We start from the raw sequence: 15,297 nt of genomic DNA, 5'->3' as shown, positions 1-15,297 counted from the left end.
GCGGCGGCCCGCGATGACCGGCCGGCGGCTTGCCCTGCTCGGGATCGCCGCGCTGCCGCTGATCGCGGCCGGCTGCGCGACGCCCGGGGCGCCGTCGGCGCCGCTGCCGGCCGGGGCCGAACCGAGCCGCTGGGCCGGCCGCTTCGCGGTCACGATGATCGACACCGGCGCCGGGGCCCGCGAGGAGCGGACCAGCGGGCGTTTCGTGCTCGAGTCCGTGCCCGGCGGGACGCTTCTGGAACTGCGCTCCCCGTTCGGCCAGACGGTCGCCACCGCGTCGCTTCAGGCGGGGCGCGCCGAGCTGCTGACCGCCGAGGGCCGGCGCTTCGAGGCCGACTCGGCCGAGGCGCTCACCGAGCAGGTCCTCGGCTGGCCGATGCCGGTCGGCGACCTGCCGCGCTGGCTGCGCGGGCGCCTCGAGCGCCCGACCGAGTCCAGCGACGGCAGGCCGGTCGCCGGCAACGAGCACGGCTGGGCCATCCGCTTCGAGGACTGGGGCTCCCACGGCCCGGTCCGGCTGAGCCTCGCCTGGCCTGACCGCCCCGCGGCGACCGACCGCAAGGTCAGGCTGAAGCTGATCGTCGACGACGTCTCCTGAACGCGGCCTTCCATGATCGAAGAACTCCGCAACCTGCCTGCCCCGGCCAAGCTGAACCTGTTCCTGCACGTCACCGGGCGCCGCAACGACGGCTATCACCTGCTGGAAACCGTGTTCGACCTGATCGACGTCGGCGACCGGCTCACGCTGCGCGTGCGCAACGACGGCGCGCTGATCCGGCGCGACTCGCTGCCCGGCGTCACGCCCGAACAGGACCTCACCGTGCGCGCTGCCCGCTTGCTCGCCGAGGAGACCGGCTGCCGGCTCGGGGTGGACATCGCGATCGACAAGCGGATCCCGATGGGCGCAGGCCTGGGCGGCGGCAGCTCCGACGCGGCGACGATGCTGCTGGGCCTGAACCGCCTGTGGGACCTGCGCCTGACCCGTCGCCAGCTGATGCGGTTCGCGCTTCGGCTCGGTGCCGACGTCCCCTTCTTCGTGTTCGGCCGCACCGCCTACGCCACCGGCATCGGCGAGAAGCTGCAGGCCCTGCCCCTGCCGCCGGCGACCTACGTCGTGGTGGCGCCGCCGGTGCCGGTCTCGACCGCTGTCGTCTTCTCCTCAACCGGTTTGACAAGGGACACGAAACCACTCACAATCTCAGGTCTTTCGCGAGAGAGTTCCGCTCGTCGCGGGAGAAACGACCTGGAACCCGTCGTCTGCGCTGCCTACCCGGCCGTCGCGTCGGCGCTTGCGGCCCTGAAATCGGCTGCCAGGCAGGCCGGTCTGAACGCCGATTCGGCGCGAATGACAGGCTCGGGTTCATGTGTCTTTCTTCCGGTTCCCGACGAATCGGTCGCGACCTCGATCCAGCAGGATCTGTCGCGGCGCCGGAACGGCTCGGCCGAAACCGTCGGCGAGGTCTTCGTCGCCCGGTCGCTGGCCAGGCATCCTCTCTCCGACTGGGCTTTTGTCCCGGGCGCCTGATTCCGGCCGGTTGCGGTCTGGTCGGGCGAGCGCGGTCAGAATGCTGGGGAGTAGCCAAGTTGGTTAAGGCACCGGATTTTGATTCCGGCATGCGAGGGTTCGAATCCTTCCTCCCCAGCCACCTTTTCCAATCTCGAGTCGACCATGCTTCACGGTTACCGTCGTAACGCCGACGTCGTGAGTCCGGAAGGTCTGATGATCTTCACCGGCAACGCCAACCCGAAACTGGCGGCCGAGGTCGCGAAGCATCTGCAGCTGCAGCTCGGCCGCGCCACGGTCGCCCGCTTCTCCGACGGCGAGGTCAACGTCGAGATCCTCGAGAACGTTCGCGGCAAAGACGTCTTCGTGCTGCAACCCACCTGCGCGCCGACCAACGACAACCTGATGGAACTGATGCTGATGGTCGACGCGCTGAAGCGCTCGTCGGCCGGGCGCATCACCGCGGCGGTGCCCTACTTCGGCTACGCCCGCCAGGACCGCCGGGTTCGCTCGATGCGGGTGGCGATCAGCGCCAAGGTCGTCGCGAACATGCTGGAAACCGCCGGCGTCGATCGTGTGCTCACGATGGACCTGCACGCGGACCAGATCCAGGGTTTCTTCGACATCCCGGTCGACAACATCTACGCGGCGCCGCTGCTGCTGGCCGACGTCCACCAGCAGCAGTTCGACGACCTGCTGGTCGTGTCGCCCGACGTGGGCGGCGTGGTGCGGGCCCGGGCCCTGGCCAAGCGGCTCGACTGCGACCTCGCGATCATCGACAAGCGCCGCCCGAAGGCGAATGTGGCCGAGGTGATGAACATCATCGGCGACGTTTCGGGCCGCACCTGCGTGATCATGGACGACATCGTCGACACCGCGAACACGCTGGTCAAGGGCGCGGCCGCGCTCAAGGCGCACGGCGCCAAGCGCGTGATCGCCTACTGCACGCACGCGGTGCTGTCCGGCGGCGCGATCGCCCGGATCGGCGATCCGGCGCTCGACGAGCTGGTCGTCGTCGACACGATCCCGCTTTCCGAGGCCGCTCGCGAGTGCGGCAAGATCCGCCAGCTTTCGTGCGCGCAGCTGATGGCCGAGACGATCCTTCGGATCAACCGCGCCGACTCCGTCTCGTCGCTGTTCGTCGACTGACGAAACGTCCGCGCGACGGGTCGCAGGGCGGCCCGCCTGCCGGGCGATCTCTCGATTTTTTGGGGTCCGGGGCCTGCCGGCTGCCGGACATTTGAAGACGCCCCGCCGTTCTGGTCGCGGACCCGGGGCAAACGTTGAAAGGAAATGACGATGAAAGTCGTTGCTATGTCCCGCAAGGAGCAGGGTTCGAGTGCGAGCCGCCGCCTGCGCCGTGCCGGTCAGGTCCCCGGAATCGTATACGGCGGAAGCGTCGAGCCGACTCCGGTGGCGATCGAGCACAACCCGCTGTACCACGCGCTGCGCGTCGAGGCCTTCCACTCGTCGATCCTCGACATGGAGCTCGACGGCAAGACCGAACAGGTCCTGCTGCGCGACGTCCAGTGGCATCCGTACAAGCCGCAGGTCCTGCACATCGATTTCCAGCGCGTCGCCGCCGACGAGAAGATCACCGTCAAGGTGCCGCTGCACTTCGTGAACCAGGAAATCTCGCCGGCGGTGAAGCTTTCCGCGGCGATCGTCGGTCACGTGGTCAACGAGATCGAGATCAGCTGCCTGCCGAAGGACCTGCCGAGCTTCATCGAGGTCGACCTGGCCAATCTCGAGACCAGCCAGACGATCCACGCGAACGACCTGAAGCTGCCGGCCGGCGTCAGCCTGCCCGCGCACGGCACCGAGAACCCGGTGATCGTGACCGTCACGGTGCCCGCCGGCAAGGGCGAGGAAGCCGGCGAGGAAGGCGAAGCGAAGTGATCTCCCGCGGCGGGTCGGCAGCGAAAGTGCCGGCCCGCCCGGGCGAGCGCCGCGTCCCGCACGGGACGGCGCCGCGGGGCCCGGCCAGCGCCGGGCCCTTCCTTTTTCCCGGACCGAAAGCCGGGCGCGCACCCGAGCCGCGATGAATCCCGACGCCGATCGACTCTGGCCCGGCCCCCGTTGGGCGCTGGCTGCCCTGCTGGCCACGCTGGGCATGCTCGGCCCTTTCTCGATCGACACCTACCTGCCGGCCTTCTCCGGCATCGCCGCATCGATCGGCGCCACGCCGGTCGAGATGCAGCAGACGCTGTCGGCCTACCTGTTCGGCTTCGCCTTCATGAACCTGTTCCACGGCGCGCTGTCCGACAGCTTCGGCCGGCGCCCGGTGGTTCTCGTCGCGGTGGCGGTGTTCGCTGCCGCGTCGGTCGGATGCGCGCTGGCCCAGGGGATCGGCCAACTGGTGCTGTTCCGCACGCTGCAGGGCCTGTCCGCCGGCGCCGGAATGGTGGTTTCGCGCGCGGTGATCCGCGACATGTTCCCGCCCGCCGACGCGCAGCGCGTGATGTCGCAGGTCACGATCTGGTTCGGGGTCGCGCCCGCGGTCGCGCCGATGATCGGCGGCTGGCTGTTCGTTCACGCCGACTGGCACGCTATCTTCTGGTTCCTGGCCGCGATCGCCGCTGCGCTCTGGCTGTCGGTCTGGCGCTTCCTGCCCGAGACGCTGCACGTCACTCAGAAGCAGCCCTTCGAGGCCGGGCACCTGTTCCGCGGCTACCTGCAGCTCGGCGCCGATCCGCGCTTCCTGCTGCTGGCGCTGGCCAGCGGCGTGCCCTTCAACGGCCTGTTCCTGTACGTGCTGTCGGCGCCCGCCTTCCTGGGCGGCCACCTCGGGCTGGGTCCGACCCAGTTCTTCTGGTTCTTCGTGCTGACGATCGGCGGGATCATGGCGGGCGCCTGGACCAGCGGCCGGATGGCGGGCCGGATCCCGCGCCGCCGGCAGGTGCGCCATGGCTTCGTGATCATGTTCGCGATGGCCGCGGTGAACCTGGCGGCGAACGTCCTGTTCGACGCGCACGCCTCGTGGGCGCTGGTCCCGATCGCGCTGTTCGCGTTCGGATGGTCGCTGAACGTGCCGGTGGTCACGCTGATGGTGCTCGACCTGTATCCGGCGCGCCGGGGCATGGCCTCGTCGCTGCAGTCCTTCGTGGCGAGCGTCGCCAACGGTATCGTGGCGGGCGTCGTCGCACCGCTGGTCATGCAGTCCACGGTCGCGATGGCCGCGATGTCTCTCGCGATGCTGGGCGTGGGGCTCGGCGCCTGGCTGTGGCTGCGCCACCGCTGGCCCGACACGATACGCTTCGACGGCTGATCGCTGCGCCGCGCGATCCCGGCAGGAGCCTGCGAACGGCCGTTTCCTCGATTTGACTGGACTAGTCTTCGACCGCAGATGAATGGCATCGGACTGATCGTCGGCCTCGGCAACCCGGGCCCCGAGCACGAGCACGACCGGCACAATGCCGGTTTCTGGTTCGTCGACGCCGTCGCGCGCGCGCACGGCGGAAGCTTCGCGAAGGAGGCGAAGTTCTTCGGCGAGGTCGCCCGGGTTCGCATCGGGCACGCGCAGGTCTGGCTGCTCAAGCCCACGACCTACATGAACCGCTCGGGGCTGGCAGTGGCCGCCCTGGCAGGTTTCTACCGCGTCGCGCCCGACCAGGTCCTCGTCGCGCACGACGAGCTCGACCTTCTGCCGGGCCAGGCGAAGCTGAAGAAGGGCGGGGGCAGCGCCGGCCACAACGGACTGAAGGACATCACGGCCAGGCTGGGCGGGCCGGGGTTCTGGCGACTGCGGCTGGGCATCGGTCATCCGCGCACGCTGCAGCTGAACCAGCAGGTCGCCGACTTCGTGCTGCACCGGCCGAGCCGGGAGGACCTGCAGGCGATCGAAGGCGAGATCGACCGCGGCCTCGCCTGCCTGCCCGACGCGGTGGCCGGGCATTTCGAGGCCGCGACGATGAAGCTGCACACGCGCGGCTGATCGCTGCCGGGCGGCGTGGGCACCTTGCGGAAGAACGGCGCGCGGGCCGGAGCGCCGCCCCGGCCCGCGCTCGGCGAACCGTGATCAGGCGAAGCTGATCTTCGCGTCGCGTATCACCTTCCCCCACTTCTCGTGGTCGGCGCGGATCCGCGCGGCGAAGGCCTCCGCGCTGCCCGGGGCCGGCTCGTAGCCCTGCTTGCGGATCGCCTCCTGCACCGCCGGCTCGGCCAGCGCCGCGTTCAGCGCCGCATTGGCCTTCGCGACGATCTCGGCAGGCAGCTTCGCCGGCCCGACCAGCGCGAACCACACGCTCGCCTCGAAGCCTGCAAGGCCCTGCTCGGCCACCGTCGGCACCTCCGGCAGGGCCGAGGCCCGCGCGGTGGACGTGACAGCGATCGCCTTGATCTTGCCGGTCTTCACGTGCGGGATCGCGGTGGCCATCGACGAGAACAGCAGGGGCACCTGCCCGCCGACCAGGTCTGCCACCGCCTGGCTGCCGCCCTTGTAGGGCACGTGCGTCATCTGCGTGCCGGTCATCGACTGGAACAGCTCGGCCGCAAGGTGGCCCGCCCCACCGATGCCCGAGGTCCCGTAGCTGAGGGACCCTGGGCGGGCCTTCGCCTCGGCGATCAGCTCCTGCACGGTGCTCGCCTTCACCGACGGATGCGCGACCAGCAAGGTGCCGCCGTCGCAGGCCATGCCGATCGGCGTGAAGCTCGCGAAGGGGTCGTAGCCGAGCTTCTTGCCGTTGGGCAGGATCGTCATCGGCCCGGAGTCGATGAAGTGCAGCGTGTAGCCGTCCGCCGGCGCCTTCGCGGTGAAGTCGGCGGCGATCGTCGCACCCGCCCCCGGCTTGTAGTCGAACAGCAGCGGCTGGCCGAGCATCGCCTGCATCTTCGGCTCGAGCGGGCGGGCGGTGCCGTCGGCAGCGCCGCCGGGCGGGTAGCCGAGCACGATCCTGACCGGCTTGTCGGGCCAGCCCTGCGACTGCGCAAAGGCCCGGCCGATCGCGCCTGCCAGCGGCAGGCCGAGCGCCGCGGCGAGCACTCGCCGGCGGTTGGCGCCCGAGGTTTGGGTCATCTTCTGTCTCCTTGGAGGTTTCACGGGATTGCCCCGCGGTGCGTAGCGGCCGGCGGCCGCCACGGACCGGGGATCAGGGTTGCAGGAGCACCGCGCCGCTGATCGACCGGCCTTCGATCAGCTCGTGGGCGCGGGCGGCTTCGCTCAGCGGCAGCTTCGCCGCGATGTCGATCTTCAGCGACCGGTCGGCGAGCAGCTCGAAGAACTCGGTCGAGGCGCGGTCCAGGTCCTCTCGCTTCGCGATCCAGGTGCGCAGCGTGGGGCGGCACACCGACAGCGACTTGCTGTGCAGGCGCTGCAGCGGGAAGGGCTCGACCTGCCCCGACGCGGTGCCGTAATTGATCGCGATGCCCATCGGCCGCAGGCAATCGAGCGAGCCCATGAAGGTGTCGCGGCCCACCGAGTCGTAGACGACCGGCACGCCCTCGCCGCCGGTGATGCGCATCGTCTCCTTCACGAAGTCCTGGCGGGTGTAGACGATCGGGTGGTCGCAGCCCAGGCCGCGCACGTACTCGGCCTTCGCCTCGCTGCCCACGGTGCCGATCACCGTGGCGCCGAGCCGCCTGGCCCACTGCACCATCAGCTGGCCCACGCCGCCGGCCGCGGCATGCACGAGCACCGTGTCGCCGGGCTTCACCACGTAGAGCCGCTTGAGCAGGTAGTGGCAGGTCAGCCCGCGCAGGTAGGACGCGGCGACCAGGTCGTCGTCGAGCGCGTCGGGCACCCGCACCAGCCGGTCGGCCGGCAGCACGCGGTGAGCGACGTAACTGCCGATCCCGACATTGGCGTGCGTGACCCGGTCGCCGACCGCGAATCCCTGCACGCCCGGACCGATCGCCTCGACCACGCCATTGGCCTGCACGCCGGGTATGAAGGGCGGAAACGGGCCGTCGCCGTGCAGCTGACCGATCCGGTGGTACACGTCGACGAAGTTCACGCCGATGCCGGTGTGGCGAACCAGCACCTCGCCCGGCCCCGGCGCAGCGATCTCGACCTCGCCGGGCTCGAGCACCTCGGGCGGGCCGAAGCGGGTGATCCGCACGCAAGCGGTCTTCATCCGGTCAAGCCCCCTTGAAGACGGGCGGGCGCTTCTCCATGAACGCGCGGGCGCCCTCGCGATAGTCGTCGCTGTCGAAGCAGGCCTGGATCGCCGCCTCGGCAGAGGCCATGTCGCGGTCGCCGGGATCGCGGACCAGCTGGTTGACCGTCTTCTTGAGCGCGCGCAGCGTCAGCGGCGCGTTCTCGGCAACGGTGGCGCACCAGTCGTCGACCATCTTCTCGAAGTCCTCGGCCGCGGCCACCTTGCTCACGAAGCCCATCCGCGCAGCTTCCTCGGCGCCGAAGATGCGCGCCGAGAAGAAGATGTCCATCGTGTTCTGCACGCCGAACACCTGGAGGAAGCGGCGCACGCCGATCGCGTTGTAGCCGAGGCCGAGCCGCCCGGCCGGCATCCGGAAGCGAGCGTCGGCGCGCGCGAAGCGGATGTCGCAGGCCGCGGCCAGCCCGAGGCCGCCGCCGAAGCAGATCCCGCGGATCTTCGCCACCACCGGCTTGCTGCAGCGGGTCGGCGCCACGTAGGCGGCCTCGACCGAATCGCCGTACTTGTCCTGCCGGCCGGCGCCGGTGCGCTCGGTCTCGAACTGCGAGATGTCGGCGCCGGACACGAAGGCCTTGTCGCCCTCGCCCTCGATCACGACCAGCCGGACCTCGGGGTCGGCGTCGTGCTGCTCCAGGGCGGGCGGCAGCGCCGCCCACATGGCGTTGGACATCGCGTTGTACTTGGCCGGATTCGAAATGATGATGCGGCCGATCGGGCCGTCGCGCCGTACGATGATCTCGGGCATGGTGTTCTCCTGTTGTCGATTCGATTCGGAAGGGTTCAGACGATCCCGTCGGCGCGCATCCTCGCGATCTCGGCATCGGCGTAGCCGGCCTCGCGCAGGATCTCGTCGGTCTGCTCGCCCCAGTAGGGCGCCGCGGTCACCACCTCGGCGGGCGTGCGCGACAGCGTCACCGGCTGGCTGATCACGCGGATCGGCTTGCCGTCGGTGGTGTGCGTCTCCTTCACCACGCCCAGGTGCCTGATCTGCGGGTCCTCGACCATCTGCGGCACCGTGTACACCGGCCCGCAGGGCACGCCGGCGGCGTTCAGCGTGTCGACCCAGTGGGCCACAGTGTTCGTCGCGAAGACCTCCTCGAGCGCGGCGTTCAGCCGCGCCCGGTTCTTCGTGCGCAGCTTCTCGTTCGCCCAGTCGGGATCGGCTGTCCAGTCCTCGCGGCCGATCACCTTGCACAGCCGCACCCAGGTGCCCTGCCCCGAAGCGCCGAGGTTCAGCGCGCCGTCGGCGGCGTGGAACATGCCCATCGGCGAGCTGGTCGGATGATCGTTGCCGGCCGGCACCGGCACCTCGCCCTCGTTCAGGTAGCGCGCCACCTGGAAGTCCATCATCGCGACCTGCGAGTGGAGCAGCGAGGCGTGGACCCATTGGCCCTCGCCCGACTTCTCCCGCTCGCGCAGCGCGACCAGGATGCCGATCGCCGCGTACAGGCCGGTGCTCGAGTCGGCCACCGCGATGCCGGCGCGGATCGGTCCGGTTTCGGGAAACCCGGTCACCGACATCAGCCCGCCCATGCCCTGCACGATCTGGTCGAAACCGGGCCGCTTCGCGTACGGGCCGTCCTGGCCGAAACCGGAGATGCTGGCGAGGATGATCCGCGGATTGATCGCCTTCAGCGACTCGTAGTCGACGCCCAGCCTGGCCTTGACGTCGGGCCGCCAGTTCTCGACGACGATGTCGGCATCCTTCACCAACCTCTTGAACACTTCGAGCCCCTCGGGCTTCTTCAGGTTCAGCGTCAGCGCGCGCTTGTTGCGGTTCAGGTTCTGGAAATCGCCGCCCAGACGGTTGCCGGCGAACATGCCCTCGTTAGGGTCCACGCCGGGCGGGGGCTCGATCCGGACGACGTCGGCGCCGAAGTCGGCGAGCATCCGCACGCAGGTCGGGCCAGCGCGAACGCGCGACAGGTCGAGCACCCTGAGCCCTGCCAGCGCGCCCGACGCGGTGATCTTCGGCATCGTCTCCTCGCTTCCGTTTTTATTCACACTCGACTTATAAATATATTTTCGAGCATTGACAATATGCGCTCGATCCAATAAAAAATTCGCGTGAAAGCCAGCGAGCGCATCCACGGCAGCATCGAATCGCAGATCCGCGACGGCGCGCTGTTGCCCGGCGACCCGATCGACGAGGAGCGGCTGATGGCGCACTTCGGCGTGTCGCGCACGCCGGTTCGCGAAGCGATGCTGCAGCTGAAGGCCGAAGGGCTGCTGACCAGCCTGCCGCGCGGCGGGATGGTCGTCTCCAAGCTGGACGTGCCCGAGCTGTTCGCGATGTGGGAACTGCTCGCCGAGCTGGAGGGCCTCGCCGCGCGTTATGCGTGCGAGCGAATGTCGAAAACGGAACGCCAGGCGCTGGCCGACGCCCACCGCGAGTCCGAGGCCGTGGTCGAGCGCGAGGACGAAGCCGGCTGGGAACGCGCGAACAAGGCCTTCCACGAGATCCTCTACGCCGGCGCGCGCAATCCCTACCTGCGGCAGGAGATCCTGCGGATGCGCACCCGCACCCAGGCCTATCGGAAGCACGCGTTCAGCGCGGTGGTCCGGCTGCGGGTGTCCTTCGACGGGCACGCCGGGATCGTCGCGGCCATCCTGGCCAACGACCGCGAGGCGGCAGGCAGGGCGGCCTTCGCCCACCTGAACCCGGGCGGCGCGCCGTGGATCACCGACCTGCTGATGAAGCTGCCCAGGGAACTGCTCGACTGAGCGAAGACAAGAAGCGAACGAGAGGGGAGACACGAACGATGGGCACCGCGACGCCGTCACGCACCGAGAAGATGATCGCCCGCAAGGACGGTCCGGTCGGCTGGATCGTCTTCAACAACCCGGCTCGCCGCAACGCGGTGTCGGTCGAGATGTGGGAGGCGCTCGCCGAGATCGTCGACGACTACGCGAAGGACGACGCGATCCGCGTCATCGTCGCGCGCGGCGCCGGCGGCAAGGCCTTCGTGTCGGGCGCCGACATTTCCGAGTTCGAGCAGAAGCGCTCCACCCCCGAGAGCACCGAGGCCTATCGCCGGATCTCCGAGCGCGGCGGCGAGGCGCTTCGCCTGGTCGGCAAGCCGACGATCGCGATGATCGAGGGCTTCTGCATCGGCGGCGGCGTTTCGCTCGCGCTGTCCTGCGACCTGCGCATCGCCGGCGAGAGCTCGCGCTTCGGCGTGCCGGCCGCGAAGCTCGGCCTCGGTTACGAGCTGCCCGGCGTGCGCAAGCTGGTCGACGTGGTCGGCCCGGCCTTTGCCAAGGAGATCTTCTACACGGCCCGCCAGTTCAGCGCGGCCGAGGCGCTTCAGATGGGCCTGATCAACCGGATGGTGGCCGACGACCAGCTCGAGGCCTACGTCGCCGACTACGCGCGGATGATCGCCGCCAACGCGCCCTTGACCGTCGCGTCGATCAAGACGATCGTCGGCGAGGCGCTGAAGGACGAATCGAAGCGCGACGAGGCGCTGTGCGACCGCGTCGTCGACCAGTGCTTCGACAGCGAGGACTACGTCGAAGGCCGCCGCGCCTTCATGGAGAAGCGCGCGCCGGTGTTCCGGGGCCGCTGAAGTGCTCACGCGCCGGCGGCCTGCCCAGCCGCCGGCGCATTCGATACCGGGCAAACCCGGGCGAGAAGAAGCCGCACAGAGCTTCGCCCACCACTTCAAGTTGGAGGAGTCACGATGAAACTGCGAATCCGCACCGTTTTCGCGTCGGTCTGCGCGGCCTTCGGCCTTGCCGCCGGCACCGCCAGCGCGCAGATGCCCGAGTGGGAGGCCAAGCTCTACGAGGCCGCCAAGAAGGAGAAGGAATTCACCGTCTACACGGCCCACTACAACACCGAGGAGGCGGCCAACATCTGCGCCGCCTTCGAGAAGAAGTACCCGGGCGTGAAGTGCAACTTCGTTCGCACCACCGCGCAGGTGGCCTTCCAGCGCCTGAACCAGGACCTGCAGGCCAAGCGGCCGGTCGCCTCGGTGTTCAGCAGCACCGACGTCAGCCACTACCCGGCGCTGCGCAAGATGGGCGCGCTGATGCAGTACAAGCCCAACAACTGGGACAAGATGGTCGATTCGCTGAAGGAGTACAGCGACCCCGAGCACTACTCGGTGACCACCGCCGCGGCGCTGATGCTGATCACCTACAACACCAGCCTGGTCTCGGAAGCCGATGCGCCGAAGAACTGGCCCGACCTGCTCGACCCGAAGTGGAAGGACAAGGTCTCGATCGGGCACCCGGCCTTCAGCGGCTACGTGGGCACCTGGGTCGTGCTGATGCGCAAGCTGTACGGCTGGGAGTACTTCGAGAAGCTCGAGAAGAACAACCCGCAGATCGGCCGCTCGGTCAACGACACGGTCACGATGCTCAACGCCAAGGAGCGCTGGGTCGCCGCGGGCCCCGAGGCGACCACCCTGATGAGCCGCGACAAGGGCAACCCGCTGGCGGTCATCTACCCGACCGACGGCGCGCTGCTGATGGTGTCGCCGAGCTCGGTGCTGGCGAACGCCCCGTCGCCGAACGCCGGCAAGCTGTACATCGAGTTCCTGCTCAGCAAGGAAGCCGCCGAGACCCAGGTCAAGAACCACGCGCTGTCGGTGGTCAAGGGCGTCGCGGTGGGCCCGGGCAAGAAGCCGCTCGAGGAGATCAAGGTCGCTCGCCCGACCGCCGACGAGATCGCCAAGGGCATCCCCGAGGTGAAGGAGAAGTTCCGCGACACCTTCGGGATCTGACCCGGATCGCGACTCCCGCCTGAGCCGGGACCGGGCTCCGCACACCCGGTTCCGCACGCCCGCGGCGGGCCCTGCAAGGGCCCGCCCGGGCCTTCCTCGACTGCCCGGGACACCCGACATGAGTACCGTAAACCCACCCGCCTCGGCGGCGGGCCGGCCCGCCTCGCTCGGCGAGCGACTGCGTCACATCGACCGCTCGTACTGGGTCTGGCTGCTGGCGATCGCCGTGCTGGTCGTGCTGGTCGTGAACCCGCTCGTCCGCCTGCTGCTGGTCAGCTTCCAGGACGCCGACGGCGCCTTCACGCTGGCCAACTACGTGTCGGCCTACGGCCGCTCGCGCCACATCGACGCGCTGCTCAACTCGCTGACCCTGGGCCTGGCCTCGGCGACGCTGTGCGTGATCTTCGGCGTGCCGATGGCCTGGGCGCTGTCGCGCACCGACATGCCGTTCAAGGGGCTGATCTGGATCTCGATCCTGGGCACCTTCATCATCCCGCCCTACCTGGGCGCGGTCGGCTGGATCCTGCTCGCCGGCCCCAACGCGGGGTGGCTGAACCGGGCCTTCATGGCGCTGACCGGGGCGGATTCCGGGCCGTTCAACATCTACAGCATGACCGGGCTGGTGCTGGTCATCGCCTGCTACAGCTTCCCCTACGTGTTCGTGTTCACCAAGTCCGCGCTCGACCTGGTGTCCTCCGAGATGGAAGACGCGGCGAACATCCTCGGCGCCGGCAACCTGCGGACCACGTTCTCGATCACGCTGCCGCTGGCGCTGCCGGCGATCATCGGCGCGTTCATCCTGGTGTTCCTCGAGGCGATCGCGCTGTTCGGCTCGCCCGCGCTGCTGGCGCTGCCCGGGCGCTTCCACGTGGTGACGACCCAGCTCTGGCAGTTCTTCGAGTTCCCGCCCAGGGTGGGGGTGGCCTCGGCCTACGCGATGCCTCTGCTCGGCATCACGATCCTGCTGTTCTGGCTGCAGCGCCGGATCATCAGCCGCAAGGGCTACGTGTCGCTGACCGGCAAGGGCGGCGAGCGCCGGCCGGTGGCGCTCGGCAAGTGGCGCTGGCCGATGCTGGGCTTCTGCCTGGCCGTCTGCACGCTGTCCTTCTTCATGCCGATGGTCGTGATCGTGCAGGCCGCCACCGCGAAGGCGTGGGGGCGCGGGTTCTCGCTCGACAACTTCACGCTCGAGAACCTGTACTTCACGATGTTCGAGAACAACCTGACCCGCGACGCGACGATCAACACCTTCACGTACGCGGGCGGCGCCTCGATCATCGCGATCGTGCTGTCGCTGTGCATCGCCTATGCGGTCAACCGCAACCTGGTCGGAAAGCGCCTGGGCAACACGCTGTCCTTCCTCACGATGGCGCCCTTCGTGATCCCCGGCATCGTGCTGGCGATCGGCTTCTACGCGGCCTACGCGAACCCGCCGTTCGCTCTGTACGGCACCGCATGGATCCTGGTCCTCGCGTTCGCGACCCGCTTCCTGCCGATCGCGTACACGAACAGCAGCGCGGCGATACGCAGCATCAACCCCGAGCTCGAGGACGCGGTGCGGATCCTCGGCGGCAGCCGCTTCACCGCGATCTGGCGGGTGGTGATGCCGCTGCTCAAGCGCAGCCTGGCCGGCGCCTTCATCCTGGTGTTCATCCCGGCCACGCGCGAGCTCAGCGCCGCGATCTTCCTGTACTCGATCGACACGCAGGTGCTGTCGGTGCTGCTGTTCGACAAGAGTGACGAAGGAAACTTCGAGATGCTCGCGTCGATCGGCCTGATCCTCGTCTTCATCACCGTCGCGCTGATCCTGATCGGCTTCCGCCTGATGGGCCGCGACTTCATGCTCAGGAGAACCTCCGCATGAGCAAGCTCGTGCTTCGCAACGTTTCCCGCGCCTTCGGCGACTACGTCGCCGTCGACAACCTGAACCTCACGATCGAGGAGGGCGAGCTGGTCTCGCTGCTCGGCCCGTCGGGATGCGGCAAGACGACCACGCTGCGGATGATGGCGGGCTTCCTGTCGCCCACCGGCGGCACGATCGAGGTCGCGGACAAGGTGGTGTCGTCGCCGGGCTCCAGCCTGCCGCCCGAGAAGCGCAACATGTCGATGATCTTCCAGAGCTACGCGATCTGGCCGAACATGACCGTGGCCGAGAACGTCGGCTTCGGCCTGAAGATCCGCAAGATCGAGTCTTCGGAGATCGCCCGTCGGGTCGACGAGATCCTCGACGTTGTCAAGCTGCGCCACCTGCGCGACCGCTACCCGGCCGAGCTGAGCGGCGGCCAGCAGCAGCGCGTGTCGCTGGCCCGCTCGATCGTCGTGAAGCCCGCGGTGCTGCTGCTCGACGAGCCGCTGTCGAACCTCGACGCGAACCTGCGCGAGGAGATGCGCTTCGAGATCCGCCGGCTGCACGACGAGTTCAACATCACGATGGTCTACGTCACCCACGACCAGGCCGAGGCGATGGTCACCTCGGACCGGATCGCGGTGATGAACAAGGGGAAGATCGAGCAGATCGACAAGCCCTTCGAGCTCTACTGCAGGCCGAAGACCGCCTTCGTGGCCGGCTTCATCGGCCGGACGAACTTCCTCGAGGGGCGCCTGGACGGCGGGCAGGTCGACTTCGGCGGCTTCGGGCTGCCGGCCGCGGCCCTCGGCGAGGGCCTGTCCGAGCAGGTCAAGGTGTCGGTGCGTCCGCAGTGCATCCACCTGCACCGCAGCGCCCCGCCCGCCGGCGACGGCCGCTACTGCGTGGCGGCGAAGATCGACCAGCGCGCCTACCTCGGCGAGTCGTGGGACTACCAGATCCGGATCCCGGGCCTGGCCGAGCCGCTGCGGGTGACCGCTCGCCCGCAGGAGGTCTTCGACATGCACGAGGACGTGATCGCCGAGATCGACGCGACCCAGGTCACGGTCATCGAGTGAGGCCCGCAAGCCCTTGAACGAAGAC

Annotated in this window: 15 protein-coding genes and 1 tRNA gene; 12 read left to right on the top strand and 4 right to left on the bottom strand. The window is 68.9% G+C overall.

All coding sequences use genetic code 11. The features are described 5' to 3' along the window. Positions 1-13 precede the first annotated feature (13 nt). From M6I34_RS14775 to pth, 7 genes are all read left to right on the top strand, one after another. The gene (locus M6I34_RS14775; protein ID WP_272486443.1) at positions 14-598 is read left to right on the top strand and encodes an outer membrane lipoprotein LolB; all 585 of its coding nucleotides are present in this window, start codon (positions 14-16) and stop codon (positions 596-598) included. Between the two features lie 12 nt (positions 599-610). Continuing rightward, the gene (gene ispE, locus M6I34_RS14770) at positions 611-1,525 is read left to right on the top strand and encodes a 4-(cytidine 5'-diphospho)-2-C-methyl-D-erythritol kinase (protein ID WP_272486442.1); all 915 of its coding nucleotides are present in this window, start codon (positions 611-613) and stop codon (positions 1,523-1,525) included. A gap of 44 nt (positions 1,526-1,569) precedes the next feature. Beyond that, positions 1,570-1,646: transfer RNA gene (locus M6I34_RS14765), tRNA-Gln, on the top strand. Positions 1,647-1,720: 74 nt separating this feature from the next. Next, complete coding sequence (locus M6I34_RS14760; protein WP_272486441.1) at positions 1,721-2,653, top strand: ribose-phosphate pyrophosphokinase; 933 nt, start codon at positions 1,721-1,723, stop codon at positions 2,651-2,653. Between the two features lie 150 nt (positions 2,654-2,803). After that, a complete protein-coding gene (locus tag M6I34_RS14755) occupies positions 2,804-3,403 on the top strand; it encodes a 50S ribosomal protein L25/general stress protein Ctc (RefSeq protein ID WP_272486440.1) in 600 nt (199 codons plus the stop codon). 142 nt (positions 3,404-3,545) lie between these two features. Continuing rightward, a complete protein-coding gene (locus tag M6I34_RS14750; protein ID WP_272486439.1) occupies positions 3,546-4,772 on the top strand; it encodes a multidrug effflux MFS transporter in 1,227 nt (408 codons plus the stop codon). Positions 4,773-4,850: 78 nt separating this feature from the next. Continuing rightward, on the top strand, positions 4,851-5,438 hold the full coding sequence (gene pth / locus M6I34_RS14745) for an aminoacyl-tRNA hydrolase (RefSeq protein ID WP_272486438.1): 588 nt from the start codon (positions 4,851-4,853) through the stop codon (positions 5,436-5,438). Between the two features lie 84 nt (positions 5,439-5,522). Here the strand turns inward: pth and M6I34_RS14740 are convergent, their stop codons facing one another. The 4 genes from M6I34_RS14740 to M6I34_RS14725 all read right to left on the bottom strand — a co-directional run bounded on the left by M6I34_RS14740 (position 5,523) and on the right by M6I34_RS14725 (position 9,594). Continuing rightward, complete coding sequence (locus tag M6I34_RS14740; protein ID WP_272486437.1) at positions 5,523-6,518, bottom strand: Bug family tripartite tricarboxylate transporter substrate binding protein; 996 nt, start codon at positions 6,516-6,518, stop codon at positions 5,523-5,525. Between the two features lie 73 nt (positions 6,519-6,591). Then, complete coding sequence (locus M6I34_RS14735; RefSeq protein ID WP_272486436.1) at positions 6,592-7,575, bottom strand: quinone oxidoreductase family protein; 984 nt, start codon at positions 7,573-7,575, stop codon at positions 6,592-6,594. 4 nt (positions 7,576-7,579) lie between these two features. After that, positions 7,580-8,362, bottom strand: coding sequence for an enoyl-CoA hydratase (locus M6I34_RS14730; protein ID WP_272486435.1), 783 nt, complete (start codon positions 8,360-8,362; stop codon positions 7,580-7,582). 35 nt (positions 8,363-8,397) lie between these two features. After that, positions 8,398-9,594 (bottom strand): CaiB/BaiF CoA transferase family protein, encoded by a 1,197-nt coding sequence (locus tag M6I34_RS14725; RefSeq protein WP_272486434.1) that lies wholly within the window; start codon positions 9,592-9,594, stop codon positions 8,398-8,400. 90 nt (positions 9,595-9,684) lie between these two features. Here M6I34_RS14725 and M6I34_RS14720 point away from each other — a divergent pair, with 90 nt between their 5' ends. The 5 genes from M6I34_RS14720 to M6I34_RS14700 all read left to right on the top strand — a co-directional run bounded on the left by M6I34_RS14720 (position 9,685) and on the right by M6I34_RS14700 (position 15,272). Further along, the gene (locus tag M6I34_RS14720) at positions 9,685-10,341 is read left to right on the top strand and encodes a GntR family transcriptional regulator (RefSeq protein WP_272486433.1); all 657 of its coding nucleotides are present in this window, start codon (positions 9,685-9,687) and stop codon (positions 10,339-10,341) included. 38 nt (positions 10,342-10,379) lie between these two features. Next, positions 10,380-11,186 (top strand): enoyl-CoA hydratase, encoded by an 807-nt coding sequence (locus tag M6I34_RS14715; RefSeq protein WP_272486432.1) that lies wholly within the window; start codon positions 10,380-10,382, stop codon positions 11,184-11,186. 114 nt (positions 11,187-11,300) lie between these two features. Next, positions 11,301-12,347 (top strand): ABC transporter substrate-binding protein, encoded by a 1,047-nt coding sequence (locus M6I34_RS14710; RefSeq protein WP_272486431.1) that lies wholly within the window; start codon positions 11,301-11,303, stop codon positions 12,345-12,347. Positions 12,348-12,465: 118 nt separating this feature from the next. Continuing rightward, a complete protein-coding gene (locus tag M6I34_RS14705) occupies positions 12,466-14,211 on the top strand; it encodes an ABC transporter permease (RefSeq protein WP_272486430.1) in 1,746 nt (581 codons plus the stop codon). Then, the gene (locus M6I34_RS14700) at positions 14,208-15,272 is read left to right on the top strand and encodes an ABC transporter ATP-binding protein (protein ID WP_272486429.1); all 1,065 of its coding nucleotides are present in this window, start codon (positions 14,208-14,210) and stop codon (positions 15,270-15,272) included. The genes M6I34_RS14705 and M6I34_RS14700 overlap by 4 nt, the downstream gene beginning before the upstream one ends. Positions 15,273-15,297: the final 25 nt, after the last annotated feature.

It is taken from the genome of Zeimonas sediminis, from assembly GCF_023721795.1.
GTDB lineage: Bacteria > Pseudomonadota > Gammaproteobacteria > Burkholderiales > Burkholderiaceae_E > Zeimonas > Zeimonas sediminis.
This window is presented reverse-complemented; position numbering and strand designations above follow the sequence as displayed.